Here is a 19227-nt window from a genome sequence, read left to right on the forward strand (position 1 = left end):
CGTGAGTTTCCTGGCTGCTATTAGTAGTCAGGCGTTGTTTGACGCATCGGCGTCGCGTTGTGTTGCCCTTGCTCGGCAGGCATCGCCAAATGCCTGGAAAATCGCAAGATAGTTCGGATTAGAGCCTACCGCCCATTCCGGGTGCCATTGCACACCTAAAGCAAAAGCCTTGCCTTGTACAACCGAGACGGCTTCGATCAGGCCATCCGGCGCCAGCGCTTCAACCCGCAGCCCCGGTGCCAGGCGCTCGATGCCCTGGCTGTGAATCGAGTTGACCTCAATGTTCGGCGGCAGGCCCAGGGCCGCGAGGACCCCGCCTGGCTGGACATGCACGGCATGGGCCGGGCCGTATTGAATGTCCACCGGCTGGGTGTCGTCTTCACGATGATCGATGAAGGTTCCGACTTCATGAACTTTCTGATGCAGGCTACCGCCAAAGGCTACGTTCATCTCCTGGAAACCCCGACAGATGCCCAGCACCGGAACGCCCGCATCGACGGCAGCGCGTATCAGTGGAAGGGTAATGGCATCCCGTGCAGGATCATGGGCAGTGCCTGGCGCGCTGGCCGGGCCTTGATAGTGAAAAGGTTCTACATTGGAAGGAGAGCCGGTAAAAAGAATACCGTCCAGGGCGTCCAGAATATCGGACGGTGCGAACAGATCCGCCAGGGAGGGAATCAGCACTGGCAAACCCTTGGCGGCTGTTGCGACAGCCCGGGCATATTTGTCGCCAGTGGTGTGATACGCATGCAAACCGATCTGCCTGGAGCAGGTGGTGACGCCGATTAACGGCAGGCGAGACATGAAGCACCCCGGTATTATTGCTGTTATGGGTTTGAATCGAGCTTAGCCTTGTTCATTTTTTTACACAACACCCCCGTAAAAAATACAACACGGCACGCTCAAGCCTGCGGGCGCGAAGGCCCTCAAAGGAAAAAAAACGCCCCAAACTGCCCCAAAAATGCCCCTCGGGTGCTTTTTTAGGGCACAAAAGGCCCAGCTTGACTTCGGCATGCCGTTCGGGTTGACTGGCTTTCGAAGAGATCAATGATTGATATTTTTAACAACAAAGGTGTTGCATCATGTCGGTACCCCCGCGTGCCGTTCAGCTTAACGAAGCGAACGCGTTCCTTAAGGAACATCCTGAGGTTCTGTACGTTGACCTTCTGATTGCGGATATGAATGGTGTGGTGCGCGGCAAGCGCATCGAACGCACCAGCCTCCACAAGGTTTACGAGAAAGGCATCAACCTGCCGGCCTCTCTATTTGCCCTGGATATCAACGGCTCGACGGTGGAAAGCACCGGCCTGGGCCTGGACATCGGCGATGCGGACCGCATCTGCTATCCCATCCCCGGCACCCTGAGCAATGAACCCTGGCAGAAGCGCCCGACCGCGCAACTGCTGATGACCATGCACGAACTCGAAGGCGACCCGTTCTTCGCCGACCCTCGGGAAGTCTTGCGCCAGGTCGTGACCAAGTTCGACGAATTGGGTCTGACCATTTGCGCGGCATTCGAGCTGGAGTTCTACCTGATCGACCAGGAGAACGTGAACGGCCGTCCGCAACCACCCCGCTCACCGATCTCCGGCAAACGCCCGCATTCGACCCAGGTCTACCTGATCGATGACCTGGACGAATACGTCGATTGCCTCCAGGACATCCTCGAAGGGGCCAAGGAGCAAGGCATTCCCGCCGACGCCATCGTCAAGGAAAGCGCCCCGGCGCAGTTCGAAGTGAACCTGCACCACGTGGCCGACCCGATCAAGGCCTGCGACTACGCGGTACTGCTCAAGCGCCTGATCAAGAACATTGCCTACGACCATGAAATGGACACCACCTTCATGGCCAAGCCGTATCCGGGCCAGGCGGGCAACGGCCTGCATGTCCACATCTCGATCCTGGACAAAGACGGCAAGAATATCTTTGCCAGCGAGGATCCCGAGCAGAACGCCGCGCTGCGTCACGCGATCGGCGGTGTGCTCGAGACCCTGCCCGCGCAGATGGCTTTCCTCTGCCCGAACGTCAACTCCTATCGTCGTTTCGGCGCGCAATTCTACGTGCCGAACTCGCCGTCCTGGGGCCTGGACAACCGCACCGTGGCCTTGCGCGTGCCGACCGGCTCAGCCGATGCCGTGCGCCTGGAACACCGGGTTGCCGGCGCCGACGCCAACCCGTACCTGCTGATGGCCTCCGTGCTGGCGGGCGTTCACCACGGCCTGGTCAACAAGATCGAGCCCGGCGCGCCGGTCGAAGGCAACAGCTACGAGCAGAACGAGCAAAGCCTGCCGAACAACCTGCGCGATGCCTTGCGCGAACTTGACGACAGCGAAGTCATGGCCAAGTACATCGACCCGAAATACATCGATATCTTCGTGGCCTGCAAGGAAAGTGAGCTGGAAGAGTTCGAACATTCCATCTCCGACCTTGAATACAACTGGTACCTGCATACCGTGTAAGCGGTTGCGGTAAAAAAAAAACGCCGCAGACCTTATGGCCTGCGGCGTTTTTTTATGTCTGGGCGGGTGGCCGCCTTCGGCCGATCGCGAGCAAGCTCGCTCCCACAGGGATTTTCAGCGCACATGATTCAAGGGGCACCGCACACCCAATGTGGGGGCGAGCTTGCTCGCGATGACGGCCTGGCAGACAACACAAGAACCGACTCGTACAATGCCCGCCAGCCCCGCAGGAGACGTCCATGACGCGCATCGCCACCCCTCGCAAACCTCGCGCACGCAGCCAGGCCCGGATCGACTCGATCCTCGATGCCGCCCGTACGCTGCTTGCCGCCGAAGGCGTGGCCAGCCTGTCGATCTACAGCGTCGCCGAACGCGCGGGGATCCCGCCCTCCTCCGTCTACCACTTCTTTGCCAGCGTCCCGGCACTGCTCGAAGCCCTGACCGCCGACGTTCACGCCGCCTTTCGCGCCTGCCTGCAAGCACCGATCGACCATGGCGCGCTGAACCATTGGCACGACCTGTCGCGGCTGGTGGAACAACGGATGCTGGTGATCTACAGCGAGGACGCCGCCGCTCGGCAACTGATCCTGGCCCAGCATGGCCTCACCGAAGTCACCCAGGCTGACCGCCAGCACGACCTGGAACTGGGCGCGTTGATGCACACCGTGTTCGCCCGGCATTTCGAGCTGCCGACGCTCCCCTCCGACGTCGACGTATTCGCCCTGGCCATGGAACTGGGCGACCGCGTCTACGCCCGCTCGGTCCAGCAACACGGCCAGATCACTCCGCGAATGGCTGAAGAAGGGATGCGTGTGTTTGACGCGTACCTGGGGCTGTATCTGCCACCGTATCTGCCCAAGCGCCCTGATTGATCGTGCCCACGCTCCGCGTGGGAACGATAAGCCCCGAAGGGCTCACGCCGTCCGGGGCCCGGGGTAAAAAACGGATCACAACTTGGCGATCGACACCTCGGTGGATTTGACGAAGGCAATCACTTCGCTGCCGATCGCCAACTCCAACTCCTTGACCGAACGCGTGGTGATGACCGACGTGACGATGCCCGAAGCGGTCTGCACGTCGATTTCCGACAGCACGTCGCCCTCGACGATTTCCTTGATGGTGCCTTTGAACTGGTTGCGTACGTTGATGGCTTTGATGGTCATGGTGTCGATTCCTGTCTGGATGAAGTTATTGCGCCCAACGCAACTGCGTGGGCAAGGGTGAAACGGGTTCGGGTTCCGGCGGTTGGCCGGGCAAGGACAGCACACGGCTGAGAACTTCGGTTTCCAGGCTCGCCAGGCGATGCGAGCCGCGAGCACGGGGGCGTGGCAGGTCGATGGCCAGGTCGAGGCCGATCTGGCCGTCCTCGATCAGGATGACCCGATCGGCAATCGCCACTGCTTCGCTGACGTCATGGGTCACCAGCAGCACGGTAAAGCCGTGTTGCTGCCACAGACGCTCGATCAGTTGCTGCATTTCTATCCGGGTCAAGGCATCGAGCGCGCCCAAGGGCTCGTCCAGCAACAACAGGCGCGGTTGATGGATCAGCGCGCGAGCCAACGCCACCCGTTGCTTCTGGCCGCCGGACAACGCCGCCGGCCATTCATGGGCACGATCCGCCAGGCCTACGGCATCGAGCGCCTGCAAGGCTTGTGGCCGCCAGTTGCCCTTCAGGCCAAGGCCGACGTTGTCGATGATCTTCTTCCAAGGCAGCAGACGCGCTTCCTGGAACATCAGCCGAGTGTCTTCTCGCGCGGCGCTCAGCGCTGCCGAGCCGGCCAGCAACTGGCCGCCCGAGGGCTGATCCAACCCGGCCAACAAACGCAGCAAGGTGCTTTTACCGCAGCCACTGCGCCCCACTACCGCGACGAACTGCCCAGCCGGGATATGCAGGTCGATGTCACGCAATACCTGTCGCGAGCCAAACGTCTTCTGAAGATTGCGCACCGCCAGCGGAATGCCTCGCAGCAGGCGCGGTGGTTGTTGGGCGGTCATGCGACACCTCCCTTGTTCACTTGGTAGGCCGGATGCCAGCGCAGCCAGACCCGTTCAAGGCCACGGGCGGCGAGGTCAGCCAGCTTGCCAAGCACGGCGTACAGAAGAATCGCCAGCACCACCACATCGGTTTGCAAGAATTCCCGGGCATTCATCGCCAGGTAACCGATGCCGGAACTGGCCGAGATGGTTTCCGCCACGATCAGCGTCAACCACATGAAGCCCAGGGCGAAACGCACACCCACGAGGATCGAAGGCAAGGCGCCCGGCAGGATCACCTGGCGAAACAGGCTGAAACCGGACAAGCCGTAGCTGCGGGACATTTCCACCAGCGCCGGGTCGACGTTACGGATCCCGTGGTAAGTGTTGAGGTAGATGGGAAACAGCGTGCCCAGCGCCACCAGGAAAATCTTCGCCGACTCGTCGATGCCGAACCACAGGATCACCAGCGGAATCAATGCCAGGTGCGGCACGTTCCGCACCATCTGCACAGAGCTGTCCAGCAGCCGCTCGCCCCACTTCGACAGGCCGGTGATAAAGCCCAGCGCGAGGCCGATGCCGCCGCCGATCAGGAAGCCGACCGCCGCGCGCCAACCGCTGATCGCCAGGTGAGTCCAGATCTCGCCGCTGCGCACCAGGCTCACGCCAGCCTCGATCACTGCCACTGGCGCCGGCAGGATCCGCGTGGAGAGCCAGCCGGCCGATACCGACAATTGCCACACCGCCAATAACAGCAGCGGCACCGCCCACGGCGCCAGGTTGTGGATAACTTTCTTCATGGCCGCCTCAACTCTGGGACGCGGCTTTGGGCAGAATGTCGTTGGCGACCATCTCACCGAACGGGCTCACGTAGCCCTGGCTTTTCGGCAATTGCGGGCGTTCCACGTCCAGGTGCGGAAACAGCAGCTCCGCCACCCGATACGACTCTTCCAGGTGTGGATAACCCGAGAAGATGAACGTGTCGATGCCCAAGTCGGCGTACTCCTTCACCCGCGCGGCCACGGTCGGGCCATCGCCCACCAGCGCCGTCCCGGCACCGCCGCGAACCAGGCCGACACCGGCCCACAGATTGGGGCTCACCTCCAGTTTGTCGCGGCGACCGCCGTGCAGCGCGGCCATCCGCTGCTGACCCACCGAGTCGAAGCGCGCGAGGGAGGCCTGGGCGCGAGCGATGGTTTCGTCGTCCAAATGGGAGATCAAGCGGTCGGCCGCTTGCCAGGCCTCGGCGTTGGTTTCCCGTACGATCACATGCAGGCGAATGCCGAAGCGCACAGTGCGTCCTTGCTGTGCGGCCTTGGCCCGCACCTGTTGGATTTTTTCGGCGACGGCTGCGGGCGGTTCGCCCCAGGTCAGCACCATTTCCACCTGCTCGGCGGCCAGGTCCTGGGCAGCTTCCGACGACCCACCGAAGTACAGCGGCGGGCGCGGTTGCTGGATCGGCGGATAGAGCAGCTTGGCGCCCTTCACGCTGATGTGTTCGCCGTCGTAATCCACGGTCTCGCCTTCCAGCACCCGGCGCCAGATCCGGGTGAATTCCACCGAGGCCTGGTAGCGCTGTTCGTGATCGAGGAACAGCCCGTCGCCGGCCAGCTCGTCCGGGTCGCCGCCAGTGACCAGGTTGAACAGCGCGCGTCCTCCCGAGAGTCGATCCAACGTCGCGGCCTGACGCGCCGCCACCGTCGGGGAAATGATCCCGGGCCGCAGGGCTACCAGGAATTTCAAGCGCTGGGTCACCGGAATCAGGGAAGCGGCCACCAGCCAGGAGTCTTCGCAGGAACGCCCGGTAGGAATCAGCACGCCGCCGAAACCCAGTCGATCGGCCGCCTGGGCAATTTGTTGCAAGTAACCATGATCGACGGCGCGGGCGCCTTCAGCGGTGCCAAGGTAATGGCCGTCGCCGTGGGTGGGCAGGAACCAGAAAATATTAAGGCTCATGGAGTGGTCTCCTAAGGGATCGAATTACTGCGCGTTCGCAACGGCCGCCGGCGGCGTCCAGATCACGTCCTTGATGCTCAAGGGCTTGGGAATCAATTTGAGCTGGTAGAAGCTGTCGGCGATTTTCTGCTGCGCCGCGACGACTTCCGGCGTGAGGAACAACGCCCCGTAGCCTTGGCGCTTGACCGAGGTAAGCGTGATATCGGCAGGCAAGCCGAGCAGCGGCGAGACCTGCCGCGTCACGTCTTCAGGATTGGCCCTGGACCACTCCCCTACCGCCCGCACCTCTTCCACCAGAGCCGTAATCACCTGGGGATTTTTCTGCGCATAGGGTTTGGTGGCGAGGTAGAACTGGTGGTTGTCGACGATGCCTTTGCCGTCACGCAGGGTGCGCGCCTGCAATTGCTGCTCAGCGGCGGCCTGGTACGGATCCCAGATCACCCAGGCGTCCACGCTGCCTCGTTCGAACGCCGCGCGGGCATCGGCCGGTGGCAGGAAAACCGTCTGGACGTCGGCGTATTGCAGGCCCGCATCTTCCAGCGCCCGTACCAGCAGGTAATGGACGTTGGAGCCTTTGTTCAGCGCGATTTTCTTGCCCTTGAGATCCTGCACCGATTGGATCGGCGAGCCCTTGGGCACCAGGATCGCTTCACTGTTGGGCGCCGGCGGTTCATAGGCCACATAGAGCAGGTCCGCGCCGGCTGCCTGGGCAAACACCGGCGGGGTTTCGCCGGTCACGCCAAAATCGATGGAGCCGACGTTCAAGCCTTCAAGCAGTTGCGGGCCGCCAGGAAACTCGGTCCATTGCACGTCCACGCCTTGGGCGGCGAGGCGTTTTTCCAGGGTGCCCTTTGCCTTGAGCAGCACCAGAGTGCCGTACTTTTGATAACCGATCCGCAAGGTTTCGGCTTGAGCGTGGGTGATGACGCCGAAGGACACAGCCGCAGCAAACAGAGCGACCAGCCCGCGACGCAAAATGACAGTGCGCATGGCGCCTCTCCTTTTTGCTATGGGGTTTTGGCTGCACCTGCTGGGCCGTTGGCGGCTGAGTAAGGTGGAGTTGAATCAGGGATGTAGCGCGTCAAATGCTCCAGCGAGCACTCAACAGACGTTCGTTCAGTACGCTGGGATCCAACGGTTTGGGCCGACGGGCCATGGCGCTGTAGAACTGCTCCAGCGCTTCATCCAGGCGCTGTTGCAAGGCAGGCGTCAACCGCGCTTGAGCGCTGCCTTCGCCGTAGGCTATCTGGTTGTCTTCAGCGAAGATCCCATGGAGCATCTCCTGGGCCTTGAGCGCCGACAGCACCGGCTTGAGGGCATAATCCACCGCCAGCATGTGGGCGATGCTGCCACCTGTCGCCATGGGCAACACCACCTTGTGGGCCAGGGCCCGTTCCGGCAGCAGATCAAGGACGGTCTTCAACGCACCGGAAAAAGACGCCTTGTATACCGGCGTGGCGATCAACAGGCCATCGGCGTTTTCGATCTGTGCCAGCAGGTCTACCACCTTGGGACTGTCGAAGCGGGCATGGAGCAGATCCTCGGCCGGGAAGTCCCGTACCTGATAACTCACCACTTCCACACCTTGATGTTGCAACCAACGTTGCGAGCGCTCCAACAGCACACCTGAACGTGAGCGCTGGCTGGGACTGCCGCCGAGCGAGACAACCAACATGCCAACCATTCCTTAAGAGTCACGCGCGATTCGCGGTGGGCGATCTCGCTGTATGGACCAAACCATAACAGCGCTTTCATATATCTTTAAATCATATTTGTTCATTTAGTTATTCTTTACGGAGATATACGTTCTGCTTTTTTCAGCACAATAAAAAAGGCCGTCGAAACGGCCAAAATCCTTTGGTACAAATCCAGTCCTGTGGGAGCGAGCCTGCTCGCGAAGGCGGCGTACCAGTCAATATAAATGCATCTGACAGACCGCTTTCGCGAGCAGGCTCGCTCCCACAGGTTCTGCGTCAACGATTAGGTTGAGGCGTGAGGCGCAGATAGGGCTTCACGGCACGGTAGCCCTTGGGGAAGCGCTGCTTGAGTTCTTCTTCATCCTTGAGCGACGGCACGATCACCACTTCATCACCGTCCTGCCAATTGGCGGGCGTGGCGACTTTGTAGTTGTCGGTCAGTTGCAGGGAATCGATGACCCGGAGGATTTCGTTGAAGTTGCGCCCGGTACTGGCCGGGTAGGTGATGGTCAGGCGGATCTTCTTGTTCGGGTCGATCACGAACAATGAGCGCACGGTCAAGGTGTCGCTGGCGTTGGGATGGATCAGGTCGTACAGGTCGGACACCTTGCGGTCGGCATCGGCCAGGATCGGGAAATTGACCACGGCGTTCTGGGTTTCGTTGATGTCGTCGATCCACTTGTGGTGCGAGTCCACCGGGTCCACCGACAGGGCGATGGCCTTGACGCCACGTTTGGCGAACTCGTCCTTGAGCTTGGCAGTGAGACCCAACTCGGTGGTGCACACCGGGGTGAAGTCCGCCGGATGGGAGAACAACACGCCCCAGCTGTCGCCGAGCCATTCGTGGAAGCGAATCTTGCCGGCGCTGGAATCCTGTTCGAAATCGGGGGCGATGTCGCCGAGTCTGAGGCTCATGATGCGGCTCCTGAATGTTTTTGGAGCCCAACTGTGCACCGCTTTTCGTTGCTTTAAAAAGAATGAATACCCATTTATCTAGATCATTAAGAAATATAAAAAACTGTTCACTGGTGCCGCAGCGTATAGCGGCCCAAGATCATTCCCGAGGTTTCGAGAAGGCCTCGAGTGCTGAAAAAGAGGAGAAGGTTCGGGAAAGGCTACAGGGGTGGGCCGGACCCGAAACGCAAAAGCCCCGCCGGGCGTGATGCCGGGCGGGGCTTTTTTGTTTTGTAGGTACATTTCGGAAATTGTTGACGCGATCTCCGGACGAGCGGCTAGGATAGGCAGCATGAACGCTCATGCCTTGTTGACTCACTTGCAAAATCATCTGCCTGACCTGTTGGCTGTTTACCTGTTCGGCAGCCACGCCCAGGAGACCGCCGGGCCTGACAGTGATGTGGATTTGGCTGTGCTGTTATCAGGCAAGGTCGACCCAGTGTCGTTGTGGCAACTTTCAGGCGATTTGGCGGACATCGCTGGCAGCCCGGTGGATCTGATTGATCTACGGGCGGCCTCCACCGTCATGCAGCACCAGATCGTGACCCGAGGCCGAAGACTCTGGGCCAAGGACGTACAGGCGGGGTTGTTCGAATGCTTCATTCTCAGCGAGAAGACTGCTCTCGATGAGGCTCGAGCGCGATTGCTCAAGGATATCCAGGAAGAAGGCAGGGTGTATGGTCGATGATGTACTGATCAATAAAGCAGCAAGCATCGAGCGTTGCGTTGCCAGGGTGCGGGAGGAATACGAGAAGGACCCCGCTACCTTTGCTACGGATTTCACTCGCCAGGACTCGGCCGTCCTGAACATTCAGCGTGCCTGTGAAGCCGCGCTGGACATGGGACAGCATCTGATTCGGCGTGAACGATTGGGGGTCCCGCAAAGCGCCCGCGATACGTTCGAGTTGCTTTTTCAGGGCGGTTGGGTCGAAGAAGGTCTGGTGAAAAACCTGAAGAACATGGTGGGGTTCAGGAATATCGCCGTGCATGACTACCAAGCCCTGCAATTGCCGATCATGGTCGCGATCATTACCGGCCATCTGGATGATTTCCTGGCGTTCAGCGCATTCATCCTGCGTAAGGACGCGATGGAACCCAGGGGATAAGGCGATAGCCGGCTCGTTGAGCCAAAAACGCAAAAGCCCCGCCGGGCGCGATGCCGGGCGGGGCTTTTTTACTTCGCTACGTCTTACATGAAGCTGTAAGTGTAGTTGAAGATTACGCGGGTCTGATCCTGGTCGTCGCCGACACCGCCGCTGCGGTAGCTACCGTGACGCACAGTAGTACCGAAGCCTTTCAACGCGCCTTGCTGGATCACGTAATCCACACGCATGTCGCGTTCCCACTCGGAGTAATCGCTTGTGCCGCTAGCGGTCTTGACGTCGTCGCCACGCAGGTAGGCAACCGAGGCTTTCAGGCCTGGAACGCCCATGGAAGCGAAGTCGTAGGAGTACTGGCCGAAGGTGGTGTTCTCACCGGCACGGACAAAACCGTTGATCATGCTGTCGGTGAACAGGTAGAAGCTCGCACCACCAGCACCTTCAGGACGGTTGTTGCCGTCAACCACGTTGCCTTGGTTCAGGTAGACGAAGCCACCGTCATCGCCGACTTGTTGATGACCCAACAGGAAGGCACTGCCACCCAGGGTGTAGGTGAACATGGCGCTCCAGGTCTTGTTATCGACCTCGCCCGGGTTCTTGGCATAGCCACCGTTGTTGTTGAAGCGATAGCCCAGGTCACCGTTGCGGCCATCCGAACTGCTGTCGAAGTAACGCAAGTCGGTCTTGAAGGATTGACCTTCGCTGATCGGGAAAACATGGACCGCGCCCAGGAAGTGTTGCTTGTAGTAATCCTGCAGGTTCGCGTAGTAGTACTGCAGCGTCAGGTCTTTGGTGACCTTCCAATCAGCACCCGCGTAACGGAACTGGTTACTGTCCTGGGTACCGCCCGCCACGGCCAGGCCAGTGCTGTTGCTCGATGCACGGCCAGTGGCCTGCTCCAGCTGACCAGCGTTGAGCGTGACGTTGTCGATTTCCTTGGAGGTGATCGTGCCACCCTCGAAGGTCTGCGGCAGCAGGCGGCTGTCGTTGGCCACCAGGATCGGCAGGCTAGGCGCCAAGGCACCGCCCAGGTGAGCTTCGGTCTTGGAGAAAAGAGCCTTTACGTTACCGGACAAACGGCTCCACTCGTGGACCGCCGCACCGTCGGTATCGGCTGGCATATAGGAACCGTTGTTACGACCCCTGCCGCCATCGAGACGGATACCCACCAGAGCCTGGGCGTCGATACCGAAGCCAACGACACCTTGCGTGAAGCCAGACTTGTAGTCGAACTTCAGGCCGGTGCCCGTTTCGCGCAGGTCTTCACTGCCCGTCTCGTGGTTGTCGTTGTTGAAGTACAGCGTGCGGGAACTGACGGACGCCTTGCTGTCTTCGATAAAACCGGCGGCGCCTGCCTGCTGCGCCAATACCCCAAAGGCCACTGCCATGGCCAAGGTAGACTTCTTCATGCTTCGCTCCTCTCGTTTTCTAATTCTTGTGTGTCTTTGGTTCCGAATCGAACGCCCGGAATCCGCGGATGCGCGATTAGCGCCAGACCGTGACTGGCAAGTCAACCGTAACCCTTTCGGCCTACGACCATGGTCTAACCCCGCGACACCGGCCCGGAGAATAAAGGATTATTTATAAATCCAAAAAGAATTGTTTCGGCAGTTTTCAGCGTTTTTTGACATATAAGTGCCATCACTGCGTCATCAAGCCGTGAAACGTCTTATCGGCGGCGCAAAGGATTACTGAATGGTGTTTTGTCGCCAGCTTTGGAGACCCGCAAAAGTCTGGCGCAGAGATGTGTTTGCGCGCCTCCTGCGCCTTCGACCCAGTCAACAACCGCTCGCGTATGCCGCGATCTTGACGGGATCCAGACTAGCTGCTCATTGTCTGAAATCAAGAAGACCGCGGTAACGCCAGTTTGCCGAATGGCTGCCTACAGGGTTTTTTCGAAGATTTTCGAATTGCGCTGGTAGTTGTAAAGCGATGCCCGGGCCGCAGGCAGGCGCTCGACGCTGCTGGGTTCGAAGCCCCGCTCACGAAACCAATGGGCCGTGCGCGTCGTCAATACGAACAACGTCTTGAGCCCCTGGGCACGGGCCCGGGTTTCGATCCGTTCCAGCAACTCATCGCCCCGGCCACCGTGGCGATACTCCGGATTCACCGCCAGACAGGCCAGTTCACCGGCATCCGAATCGGCGATCTGGTAGAGCGCCGCGCAAGCGATGATCATTCCTTCGCGCTCTACCACGCTGAACTGTTCGATCTCACGCTCCAACACCTCACGGGAACGGCGCACCAGGATGCCCTGTTCTTCCAGAGGACTGATGAGGTCGAGCAATCCGCCGACGTCTTCGATGGCCGCTTCGCGCACCACCTCGAACTGCTCCTGGGCCACCAGTGTGCCGCTGCCATCGCGAGTGAACAATTCTGCCAGCAGCGCGCCGTTTTCGGCATAGCTGACGATATGGCTGCGGGCAACACCGCCGCGGCAGGCCTGGGCCGCCGCATCCAGCAGTTCGGCTTGGTAGTCGCTGCCCAAGCGCTGCATATGGGCCGGGACCTGTTGCGGGCGCAGCTCACGGACCAGTCGGCCATCTTCGCCAATCAGGCCTTGCTCGGCGCCGAACAGCAGCAGCTTGTCCGCCGCCAGGTCGATGGCGGCCCGAGTGGCGACGTCTTCGCAGGCGAGGTTGAAGATCTCCCCGGTGGGCGAATAGCCCAACGGCGACAGCAGCACGATGGAACGCTCGTCCAGCAGGCGATTGATGCCCTTGCGATCGACCCGGCGCACTTCGCCGGTGTGGTGATAATCCACACCCTCGAGCACGCCGATCGGCCGGGCGGTGACCAGGTTCCCACTGGCGACCCGCAACCGCGAACCCTGCATCGGCGATGACGCCATGTCCATGGACAGGCGTGCCTCGATGGCGATGCGCAACTGGCCGACCGCGTCGATCACGCATTCCAGCGTCGCGGCATCGGTGATGCGCATGCCGTGATGGTAATGGGGCGTCAGGCCCCGTGCGGCCAGGCGGGTTTCAATCTGCGGGCGAGAACCATGGACCAGCACCAGGCGCACGCCGAGGCTGTGCAGCAGCACCAGGTCATGGACGATGTTGCCGAAGTTGGGGTGCTCGACCCCGTCGCCAGGCAGCATGACGATGAAGGTGCAATCGCGGTGGGCATTGATGTAAGGCGAAGCGTGACGAAGCCAATTGACGTATTCGGGCATGAACCTGGACCTGTAATAAATAACAGCCGAAAAAAGACGAAACAGAACGCACAGCGGGCTGGTGGTTATCGTCGGAACAGGCTTGGCGACACGCGCGCTCTCCTCATGTAATGGATACGGGCCCGCACGCGGGCAATTTAATCGGCCGTGGTCGGCGTCAGGCAGTAATGACCGATCAACTGACGGAGCAATTGCACGGTAGGTTGCAAACGTGACATTTCAAGGTACTCGCCCGGCTGATGAGCGCAGGCGATATCGCCAGGGCCCAACACCAGGGTTTCGCAGCCAAGGCGCTGAAGATAAGGCGCTTCGGTGCCGAACGCCACTGCTTCGGCGCGATAACCGGTCAGCCGCTCGGCTACGCGCACCAATGCGCAGTCTTCGGGCTGTTCGAACGGAGGGACTTCAGGGAACAACGGAGCGTAGTCGATCTTGACCTTATGCCGCTCGGCGATGGGGTCGAGCTTCTGCCGGATCGCCGCCCGCAGCACTTCAGGGTCCATGCCCGGGAGGGGGCGCAAGTCGAACTCCATGGAACATTGCCCACAAATTCGATTGGGATTGTCACCGCCGTGGATGCAGCCGAAATTCAGCGTCGGTTGCGGCACGGTGAATTGTGGATTACGGAATTCACGCTGCCATTGCAGGCGCAAACCGCGCAGTTCGCCCATGGCGTCGTGCATGGCCTCGAGGGCACTGTGGCCCAGGCTTGGGTCGGATGAATGGCCGCTGCGCCCGAGGATGTCGATGCGCTCCATCATCACGCCCTTGTGCAGGCGAATCGGTCGCAGGCCGGTGGGCTCGCCGATCACCGCAGCGCGGCCCAACGGACGACCGGCATCCGCCAGGGCCCGGGCGCCGGCCATGGAGCTCTCTTCATCGCAGGTGGCGAGGATCAGCAACGGTTGCTTGAACGGTTGGTCCAGCAGCGGCCTGACCGCCTCGATGGCCAGGGCGAAGAAGCCTTTCATGTCGCAACTGCCCAGGCCCACCCAACGCCCATCGATTTCGGTGAGCTTCAGCGGATCGGTCTGCCATAACGCGCCGTCGAACGGCACCGTGTCACTGTGGCCGGCCAGTACCAGCCCGCCAGGGCCCGTGCCGAAACTGGCCAAAAGGTTGAACTTGCCCGGGCTGACCTGTTGGATGTCGCAGCGAAACCCAAGCTCGGAGAGCCAGCCCGCCAGCAGTTCGATGACGGTGCCGTTGGACTGATCCAGCGCGGGCTGGGTGCAGCTGACCGACGGTGCAGCGATCAGGGCAGCGAATTGGTCTTTCATGGACGGCAAAGGCATCGCTGGCTCCGGACTTGCAAATTGAAGTCCATCATAGAGCCATCGAGCGCAAGGATGGAACCGTTCGGCGCGTAGGCTCGACGAGTCCTGTACACTGCACGGCCTTGGCAGCCACACCTTCCCCCGGCTGCGCACCCGATCCCTGGATTTTCCGGCCATGCAGAAAGAAACCGAAATCAAACTCCGCGTCAGCCGCGAGACCCTGGCAGCGTTGCGTGAGCATCCGCTGTTGAAAAAACGCAACAAGAGTGGCTGGGAACGCCACGAACTGATGAACCAGTACTTCGACACACCAGAGCGCGACCTGGCTCGGGCCAAGGTCGCCCTGCGCCTGCGTCGCGATGGCGAAGCAGTGATCCAGACCCTCAAGACGCGGGGCCAGAGCATCGCTGGCCTATCCGAGCGCAACGAATACGATTGGCACCTGCCCAAGGCCAAGCTCGACCTGAAGAAACTCGACGGCGAATGCTGGCCCGAGGCGCTGGCTGACCTGGACAAAAAAACCCTCAAAGCGATCTTCACCACCGACTTCGTTCGCGAACGCGCCGAAATCGCCTGGGGCCGTGGCAAGAGCAAAGTGGTCATCGAAGCCGCCCTGGACCTGGGCCACGTCGTGGTGGGCAAGCAGAAGGAAGAAATCTGCGAGCTGGAACTTGAACTGCGCGAAGGCGAACCCGCCGCCTTGCTGGAACTGGCCGCCGAACTGGCCGTGACCCTGCCCTTGATGCCGTGCGACATCAGCAAGGCCGAACGCGGCTATCGCCTGCATGATGCGAGCAGTTATGCCCTGAGCCTTCCGGCCCCGCAATTGACCGCTGAAACGCCGCTGGACGACGCCTTCGCCGCATTGAGCTGGCACCTGCTAGGGAGCAGCCAGCGCCTGGCCGAGCAGTACCGTTTCAACGGCCATTGGCGCCTGCTGCAAGACTGGGTGGAAAATCTCGCCGAACTGCGTGCCCTGCTCAGCAGCCTCGGCCAGGCCGCGCCGCGCCAGTCGACCCACGACCTGCGGGTGGCCCTGGACGCGCTGCTGGAGGACTGGCGTCCACTGGTTCAGGCCGGCATCGAAGACGAAGACGTGCGCAAGGCCGCGCCGGAGCAATTCCTCGAGGAGCTGCAGGACCCGCGTTGGGGCCTCTTCTCTCTCCAAGCGTCACGCTGGCTGCTGGCCCGCAGTTGGGCCGCCGACCGCAACACCCGGGGCAATCGCCAGGGCGCGGCGCAACTGGGCAGTTGGCTGCCACGGCTGCTGGGCGAAGAAGCTTCGTCGCTGCAACTGCAACGCTACCAACAGCAGCCGGAAGACCTCGCCGAACAACTGCCGCGCATCGAACGCATCCAGGCCTGGCTGCATCACGCCCGCCAGGTGCTGGAAATCCCTGAAATGGACCGACTCTACGGTGAGCTGAACAAGCTGGCGCAGCTGGCCAACGAACCGATCACCGACGAACTCCTGGACGCGCGCAAGCAACAGGCGATCGCGGTGTATCAGAATCGGGCCTGGAAGACTTTGTTGCGCCTGTAAGATCGCCATCGTCGGATCGCCGCCCGGAGCAAGCTCGCTCCCACAGGGGTCCAGCGTTGCACACAGATCTTGTGGCCGCTGAAGATCAACTGTGGGAGCGAGCTTGCTCGCGATGAGGCCAGCCCAAACATCGCAAAAACAAGCTCAGCGCACCACCGGCAAACTCGTCGTCGACTTGATCTCCGACAGCGCCACGATCGAATTCACTTCCTGGATCCCCGGCACCATCGACAACTTCTCGAAAAAGAAGCGCTCGTAGGCCTCGATGTCCGCCGTGACAATGCGCAGCAAGAAATCCACCGACCCCATCAGCACGTAGCATTCCAACACTTCCGGAAAGCCGCGGATCGCCTCCGTGAACTCGGTAAAATTCGAGCGTCCATGGGCGTTGAGTTTGATTTCGGCGAAGATCTGCGTGTTCAGGCCGATTTTCTTACGATCCAGCAACGTCACCTGCCCGCGAATGATCCCTTCTTCCTTCATCCGCTGAATCCGCCGCCAGCATGGCGATTGGGACAAACCTACCCGTTCGGCGATCTGCGCGCTGGAGAGCGAAGCGTCGTCCTGCAACAAGGCCAATATCTTGCGATCAAACCCGTCCAGCTCGCTTTGCATAAAAAATCCCCGATAAGGCCATCACATGGTTTATCCAATTCGCCAGGTTGGCGAATAAGCTTATTTTAGATAAGAAATACCCCCAATCCCATGCAAAGATTTCTCTCCAATCTCAGGAGAAATGCCATGCCCTCTTTGCAAGCCCCCGGCACCGCCGCGCTCCGCGCCGACGTCTGGCACACCGCCAATCCCTATTGTCGCGCCCGCTTTCATTTGCTCGGGGAAGCCGAGGCGGACCTGCCCTGCCGGGTGCTCAACCTGTTCGCCTTGCAGGGCCTTGTTCTGGAAACCGCACGCATCGAACGTCTCGACGAATTGCTCTCGATGGAATGCCTCCTGACCGGGCTGAGCTGGCACCGCGCCCAAGTCATCGCTGAAAAATTGCGTAACCTGATAAGCGTCTGTTCAGTCGACTTGCAAGACGCTGATATCGCGCGCGCCGAGCCGATGCTGGCGGCAGGTTGAGGGCCTCCAGGCAAGAATTGGAAACGCATTGGTCGGGTAGTGGCCCAACGGTCCGCAGGGTCGGGACTATTCTTTTGCAGAACGAGCCACGACGCCGAAGCGTCTGTATCGCGGCTTTGCTGCAATTGTCCAATAGGAACCCGAACGCCCATGTCCACCAAACATGCCACTCAGGACCGCTGGCTGGACCTCAACGACCTGCTGCGCCAACTGGTTGCCCAAGGCCTCATCAGCCAGGACTCTGCCGAGACTGCGCTCAATGCCCGCCGGCGCCATAACGCCAACAGCCAGCTGCATCCACTGGAATTCATCGCCAACCAGCATCTCGACGACCTCAGCCGTCCCGGCAAGCGCCTGGACCTGGAAAACCTGACGTTGTGGCTGGCCCAGCAGGCCGACCAGCCCTACATGCGCATCGACCCATTGAAGATCAACGTCGCGGCCGTTACGCCGCTGATGTCCTACGCCTTTGCGCAACGCCACAAGATTCTCGCGGTAGCGGTGGACCGGGACGCCGTGACGGTCGCCAGCGCCCAGCCCTATGTCAGCAGCTGGGAAGCGGACCTGACCCACGTACTGAAGTTGCCGGTCAAGCGCGTGGTGGCCAACCCTGTGGACATCCAGCGCCTGAGCGTGGAGTTCTATCGACTGGCCAAGTCGGTCAGCGGCGCGACCACGGTCGACCAGCAACCCAGCAATCTGACCAACTTCGAACAACTGCTCAACCTGGGCGCCAGCGATCAGGAGCCGGATGCCAACGACGCGCATATCGTCAATATCGTCGACTGGCTGTTCCAATACGCCTTCCAGCAACGGGCCAGCGATATCCATATCGAACCGCGCCGCGAGCAAGGCACCGTGCGCTTCCGCATCGACGGCGTGCTGCACACCGTCTATCAATTTCCGCCACAGGTGACGATGGCCATCATCAGCCGGCTCAAGAGCCTGGGCCGGATGAACGTTGCCGAAAAGCGCAAGCCCCAGGACGGCCGCGTGAAGACCAAGACCCCGGACGGCGGCGAGGTGGAGTTGCGACTGTCGACCTTGCCGACCGCGTTCGGCGAGAAAATGGTCATGCGGATCTTCGACCCGGAAGTGCTGCTCAAGGATTTCGACCAGCTCGGCTTCTCTGTCGACGACCTGCGCCGCTGGCAGGACATGACTCGCCAGCCCAACGGCATCATCCTGGTCACGGGCCCCACCGGGTCTGGCAAGACCACGACCCTGTACACCACGCTGAAGAAACTGGCGACGCCTGAAGTGAATCTCTGCACCATCGAAGATCCGATTGAAATGGTCGAGGCGTCATTCAACCAGATGCAGGTCCAGCACAACATCGACCTGTCGTTTGCCGCGGGGGTACGCGCATTGATGCGGCAAGACCCGGACATCATCATGATCGGCGAGATCCGCGACCTCGAAACCGCTGAAATGGCGATCCAGGCAGCGCTCACCGGGCACCTCGTGCTCTCGACCCTGCACACCAACGATGCACCGAGCGCCATCAGCCGGCTGCTCGAACTCGGCGTGCCGCATTACCTGATCAAAGCGACGGTGCTCGGCGTCATGGCCCAGCGCCTGGTGCGAACATTGTGCCCGCATTGCAAGGCTCCCCTGACCCTGGACGAAGACGACTGGCAAACCCTGACGCGTCCCTGGCAGGCGCCGTTGCCCACCAATGCCCAGCAGGCCGTGGGTTGCTCGGAATGCCGTGACACCGGTTATCGCGGTCGCGCCGGGGTGTACGAGATCATGCAACTGAGCGACAGCGTCAGAGCCTTGATCCATCCCGACACCGACCTGCTTGCCGTGCGCCGCCAGGCGTTCAAGGAAGGCATGCGAAGCTTGCGACTCTCGGGCGCGCAAAAGGTGGCGGCGGGCTTGACCACGGTCGAGGAAGTATTACGAGTGACACCACAGAGCGAGCAGAAGTAGGCGCGGTCCGGCTCAGGGACCGGAAACGTCCCACAGACATACCGGAACGGACCGTAGCGAAGATAATGGCC

Annotated in this window: 19 protein-coding genes; 7 read left to right on the forward strand and 12 right to left on the reverse strand. The window is 60.8% G+C overall.

Annotated features, from left to right (window positions below):
- Nucleotides 1-27 precede the first annotated feature (27 nt).
- Nucleotides 28-804, reverse strand: coding sequence for a gamma-glutamyl-gamma-aminobutyrate hydrolase family protein (locus J3P90_RS24765; protein WP_434608980.1), 777 nt, complete (start codon nt 802-804; stop codon nt 28-30).
- A gap of 278 nt (nt 805-1082) precedes the next feature.
- Between J3P90_RS24765 and J3P90_RS24770 the strand changes: the two genes are divergently transcribed.
- Complete coding sequence (locus J3P90_RS24770; RefSeq protein ID WP_420765081.1) at nt 1083-2459, forward strand: glutamine synthetase family protein; 1377 nt, start codon at nt 1083-1085, stop codon at nt 2457-2459.
- A 239-nt stretch (nt 2460-2698) separates the two neighbouring features.
- A complete protein-coding gene (locus J3P90_RS24775) occupies nt 2699-3331 on the forward strand; it encodes a TetR/AcrR family transcriptional regulator (protein WP_434561735.1) in 633 nt (210 codons plus the stop codon).
- A gap of 75 nt (nt 3332-3406) precedes the next feature.
- Here J3P90_RS24775 and J3P90_RS24780 read toward each other — a convergent pair whose 3' ends face one another.
- The 7 genes from J3P90_RS24780 to J3P90_RS24810 form a co-directional block, all read right to left on the reverse strand.
- A complete protein-coding gene (locus tag J3P90_RS24780) occupies nt 3407-3622 on the reverse strand; it encodes a TOBE domain-containing protein (RefSeq protein WP_003177394.1) in 216 nt (71 codons plus the stop codon).
- A 25-nt stretch (nt 3623-3647) separates the two neighbouring features.
- Nucleotides 3648-4454, reverse strand: coding sequence for an aliphatic sulfonates ABC transporter ATP-binding protein (gene ssuB, locus J3P90_RS24785; RefSeq protein WP_434675529.1), 807 nt, complete (start codon nt 4452-4454; stop codon nt 3648-3650).
- Complete coding sequence (gene ssuC, locus J3P90_RS24790; RefSeq protein WP_420765084.1) at nt 4451-5233, reverse strand: aliphatic sulfonate ABC transporter permease SsuC; 783 nt, start codon at nt 5231-5233, stop codon at nt 4451-4453. Before ssuC ends, ssuB begins: the two co-directional genes overlap by 4 nt.
- A gap of 7 nt (nt 5234-5240) precedes the next feature.
- On the reverse strand, nt 5241-6389 hold the full coding sequence (gene ssuD, locus J3P90_RS24795) for an FMNH2-dependent alkanesulfonate monooxygenase (protein WP_434608975.1): 1149 nt from the start codon (nt 6387-6389) through the stop codon (nt 5241-5243).
- A gap of 24 nt (nt 6390-6413) precedes the next feature.
- Nucleotides 6414-7379, reverse strand: coding sequence for a sulfonate ABC transporter substrate-binding protein (locus tag J3P90_RS24800; protein WP_434675530.1), 966 nt, complete (start codon nt 7377-7379; stop codon nt 6414-6416).
- 91 nt (nt 7380-7470) lie between these two features.
- Nucleotides 7471-8064, reverse strand: coding sequence for an NADPH-dependent FMN reductase (ssuE, locus tag J3P90_RS24805; RefSeq protein WP_434561727.1), 594 nt, complete (start codon nt 8062-8064; stop codon nt 7471-7473).
- Nucleotides 8065-8362: 298 nt separating this feature from the next.
- Nucleotides 8363-9001 (reverse strand): peroxiredoxin, encoded by a 639-nt coding sequence (locus tag J3P90_RS24810; RefSeq protein ID WP_304551669.1) that lies wholly within the window; start codon nt 8999-9001, stop codon nt 8363-8365.
- A 331-nt stretch (nt 9002-9332) separates the two neighbouring features.
- Between J3P90_RS24810 and mntA the strand changes: the two genes are divergently transcribed.
- Nucleotides 9333-9728, forward strand: coding sequence for a type VII toxin-antitoxin system MntA family adenylyltransferase antitoxin (gene mntA / locus J3P90_RS24815; protein WP_434608969.1), 396 nt, complete (start codon nt 9333-9335; stop codon nt 9726-9728).
- Nucleotides 9718-10146: a type VII toxin-antitoxin system HepT family RNase toxin gene (gene hepT, locus J3P90_RS24820; RefSeq protein WP_420765089.1), complete on the forward strand. Its 429-nt coding sequence runs from the start codon at nt 9718-9720 to the stop codon at nt 10144-10146. The genes mntA and hepT overlap by 11 nt, the downstream gene beginning before the upstream one ends.
- Before the next feature lie 83 nt (nt 10147-10229).
- On the opposite strand, the gene J3P90_RS24825 is transcribed toward hepT, so the two are convergent.
- From J3P90_RS24825 to argE, 3 genes are all read right to left on the reverse strand, one after another.
- Entirely contained in the window at nt 10230-11549 is a 1320-nt protein-coding gene (locus tag J3P90_RS24825) for an OprD family porin (RefSeq protein WP_420765090.1), read from the reverse strand.
- Between the two features lie 473 nt (nt 11550-12022).
- Nucleotides 12023-13321: an amino-acid N-acetyltransferase gene (argA, locus tag J3P90_RS24830; RefSeq protein WP_420765091.1), complete on the reverse strand. Its 1299-nt coding sequence runs from the start codon at nt 13319-13321 to the stop codon at nt 12023-12025.
- Nucleotides 13322-13458: 137 nt separating this feature from the next.
- Nucleotides 13459-14616 (reverse strand): acetylornithine deacetylase, encoded by a 1158-nt coding sequence (gene argE / locus J3P90_RS24835; RefSeq protein ID WP_434675531.1) that lies wholly within the window; start codon nt 14614-14616, stop codon nt 13459-13461.
- 157 nt (nt 14617-14773) lie between these two features.
- Here argE and J3P90_RS24840 point away from each other — a divergent pair, with 157 nt between their 5' ends.
- Complete coding sequence (locus J3P90_RS24840) at nt 14774-16141, forward strand: inorganic triphosphatase (RefSeq protein WP_434608963.1); 1368 nt, start codon at nt 14774-14776, stop codon at nt 16139-16141.
- A gap of 144 nt (nt 16142-16285) precedes the next feature.
- Here J3P90_RS24840 and J3P90_RS24845 read toward each other — a convergent pair whose 3' ends face one another.
- Nucleotides 16286-16756, reverse strand: a complete 471-nt coding sequence (locus J3P90_RS24845) for an Lrp/AsnC family transcriptional regulator (protein ID WP_434608961.1) — start codon at nt 16754-16756, stop codon at nt 16286-16288.
- 126 nt (nt 16757-16882) lie between these two features.
- Between J3P90_RS24845 and J3P90_RS24850 the strand changes: the two genes are divergently transcribed.
- Both J3P90_RS24850 and J3P90_RS24855 read left to right on the forward strand, forming a co-directional pair.
- Nucleotides 16883-17221 (forward strand): hypothetical protein, encoded by a 339-nt coding sequence (locus J3P90_RS24850; RefSeq protein ID WP_434608958.1) that lies wholly within the window; start codon nt 16883-16885, stop codon nt 17219-17221.
- 150 nt (nt 17222-17371) lie between these two features.
- Nucleotides 17372-19156, forward strand: a complete 1785-nt coding sequence (locus J3P90_RS24855) for a GspE/PulE family protein (protein WP_434608956.1) — start codon at nt 17372-17374, stop codon at nt 19154-19156.
- Nucleotides 19157-19227: the final 71 nt, after the last annotated feature.

The sequence above is a fragment of the Pseudomonas sp. D3-10 genome (assembly GCF_051132175.1).
Taxonomy (GTDB): Bacteria; Pseudomonadota; Gammaproteobacteria; order Pseudomonadales; family Pseudomonadaceae; genus Aquipseudomonas.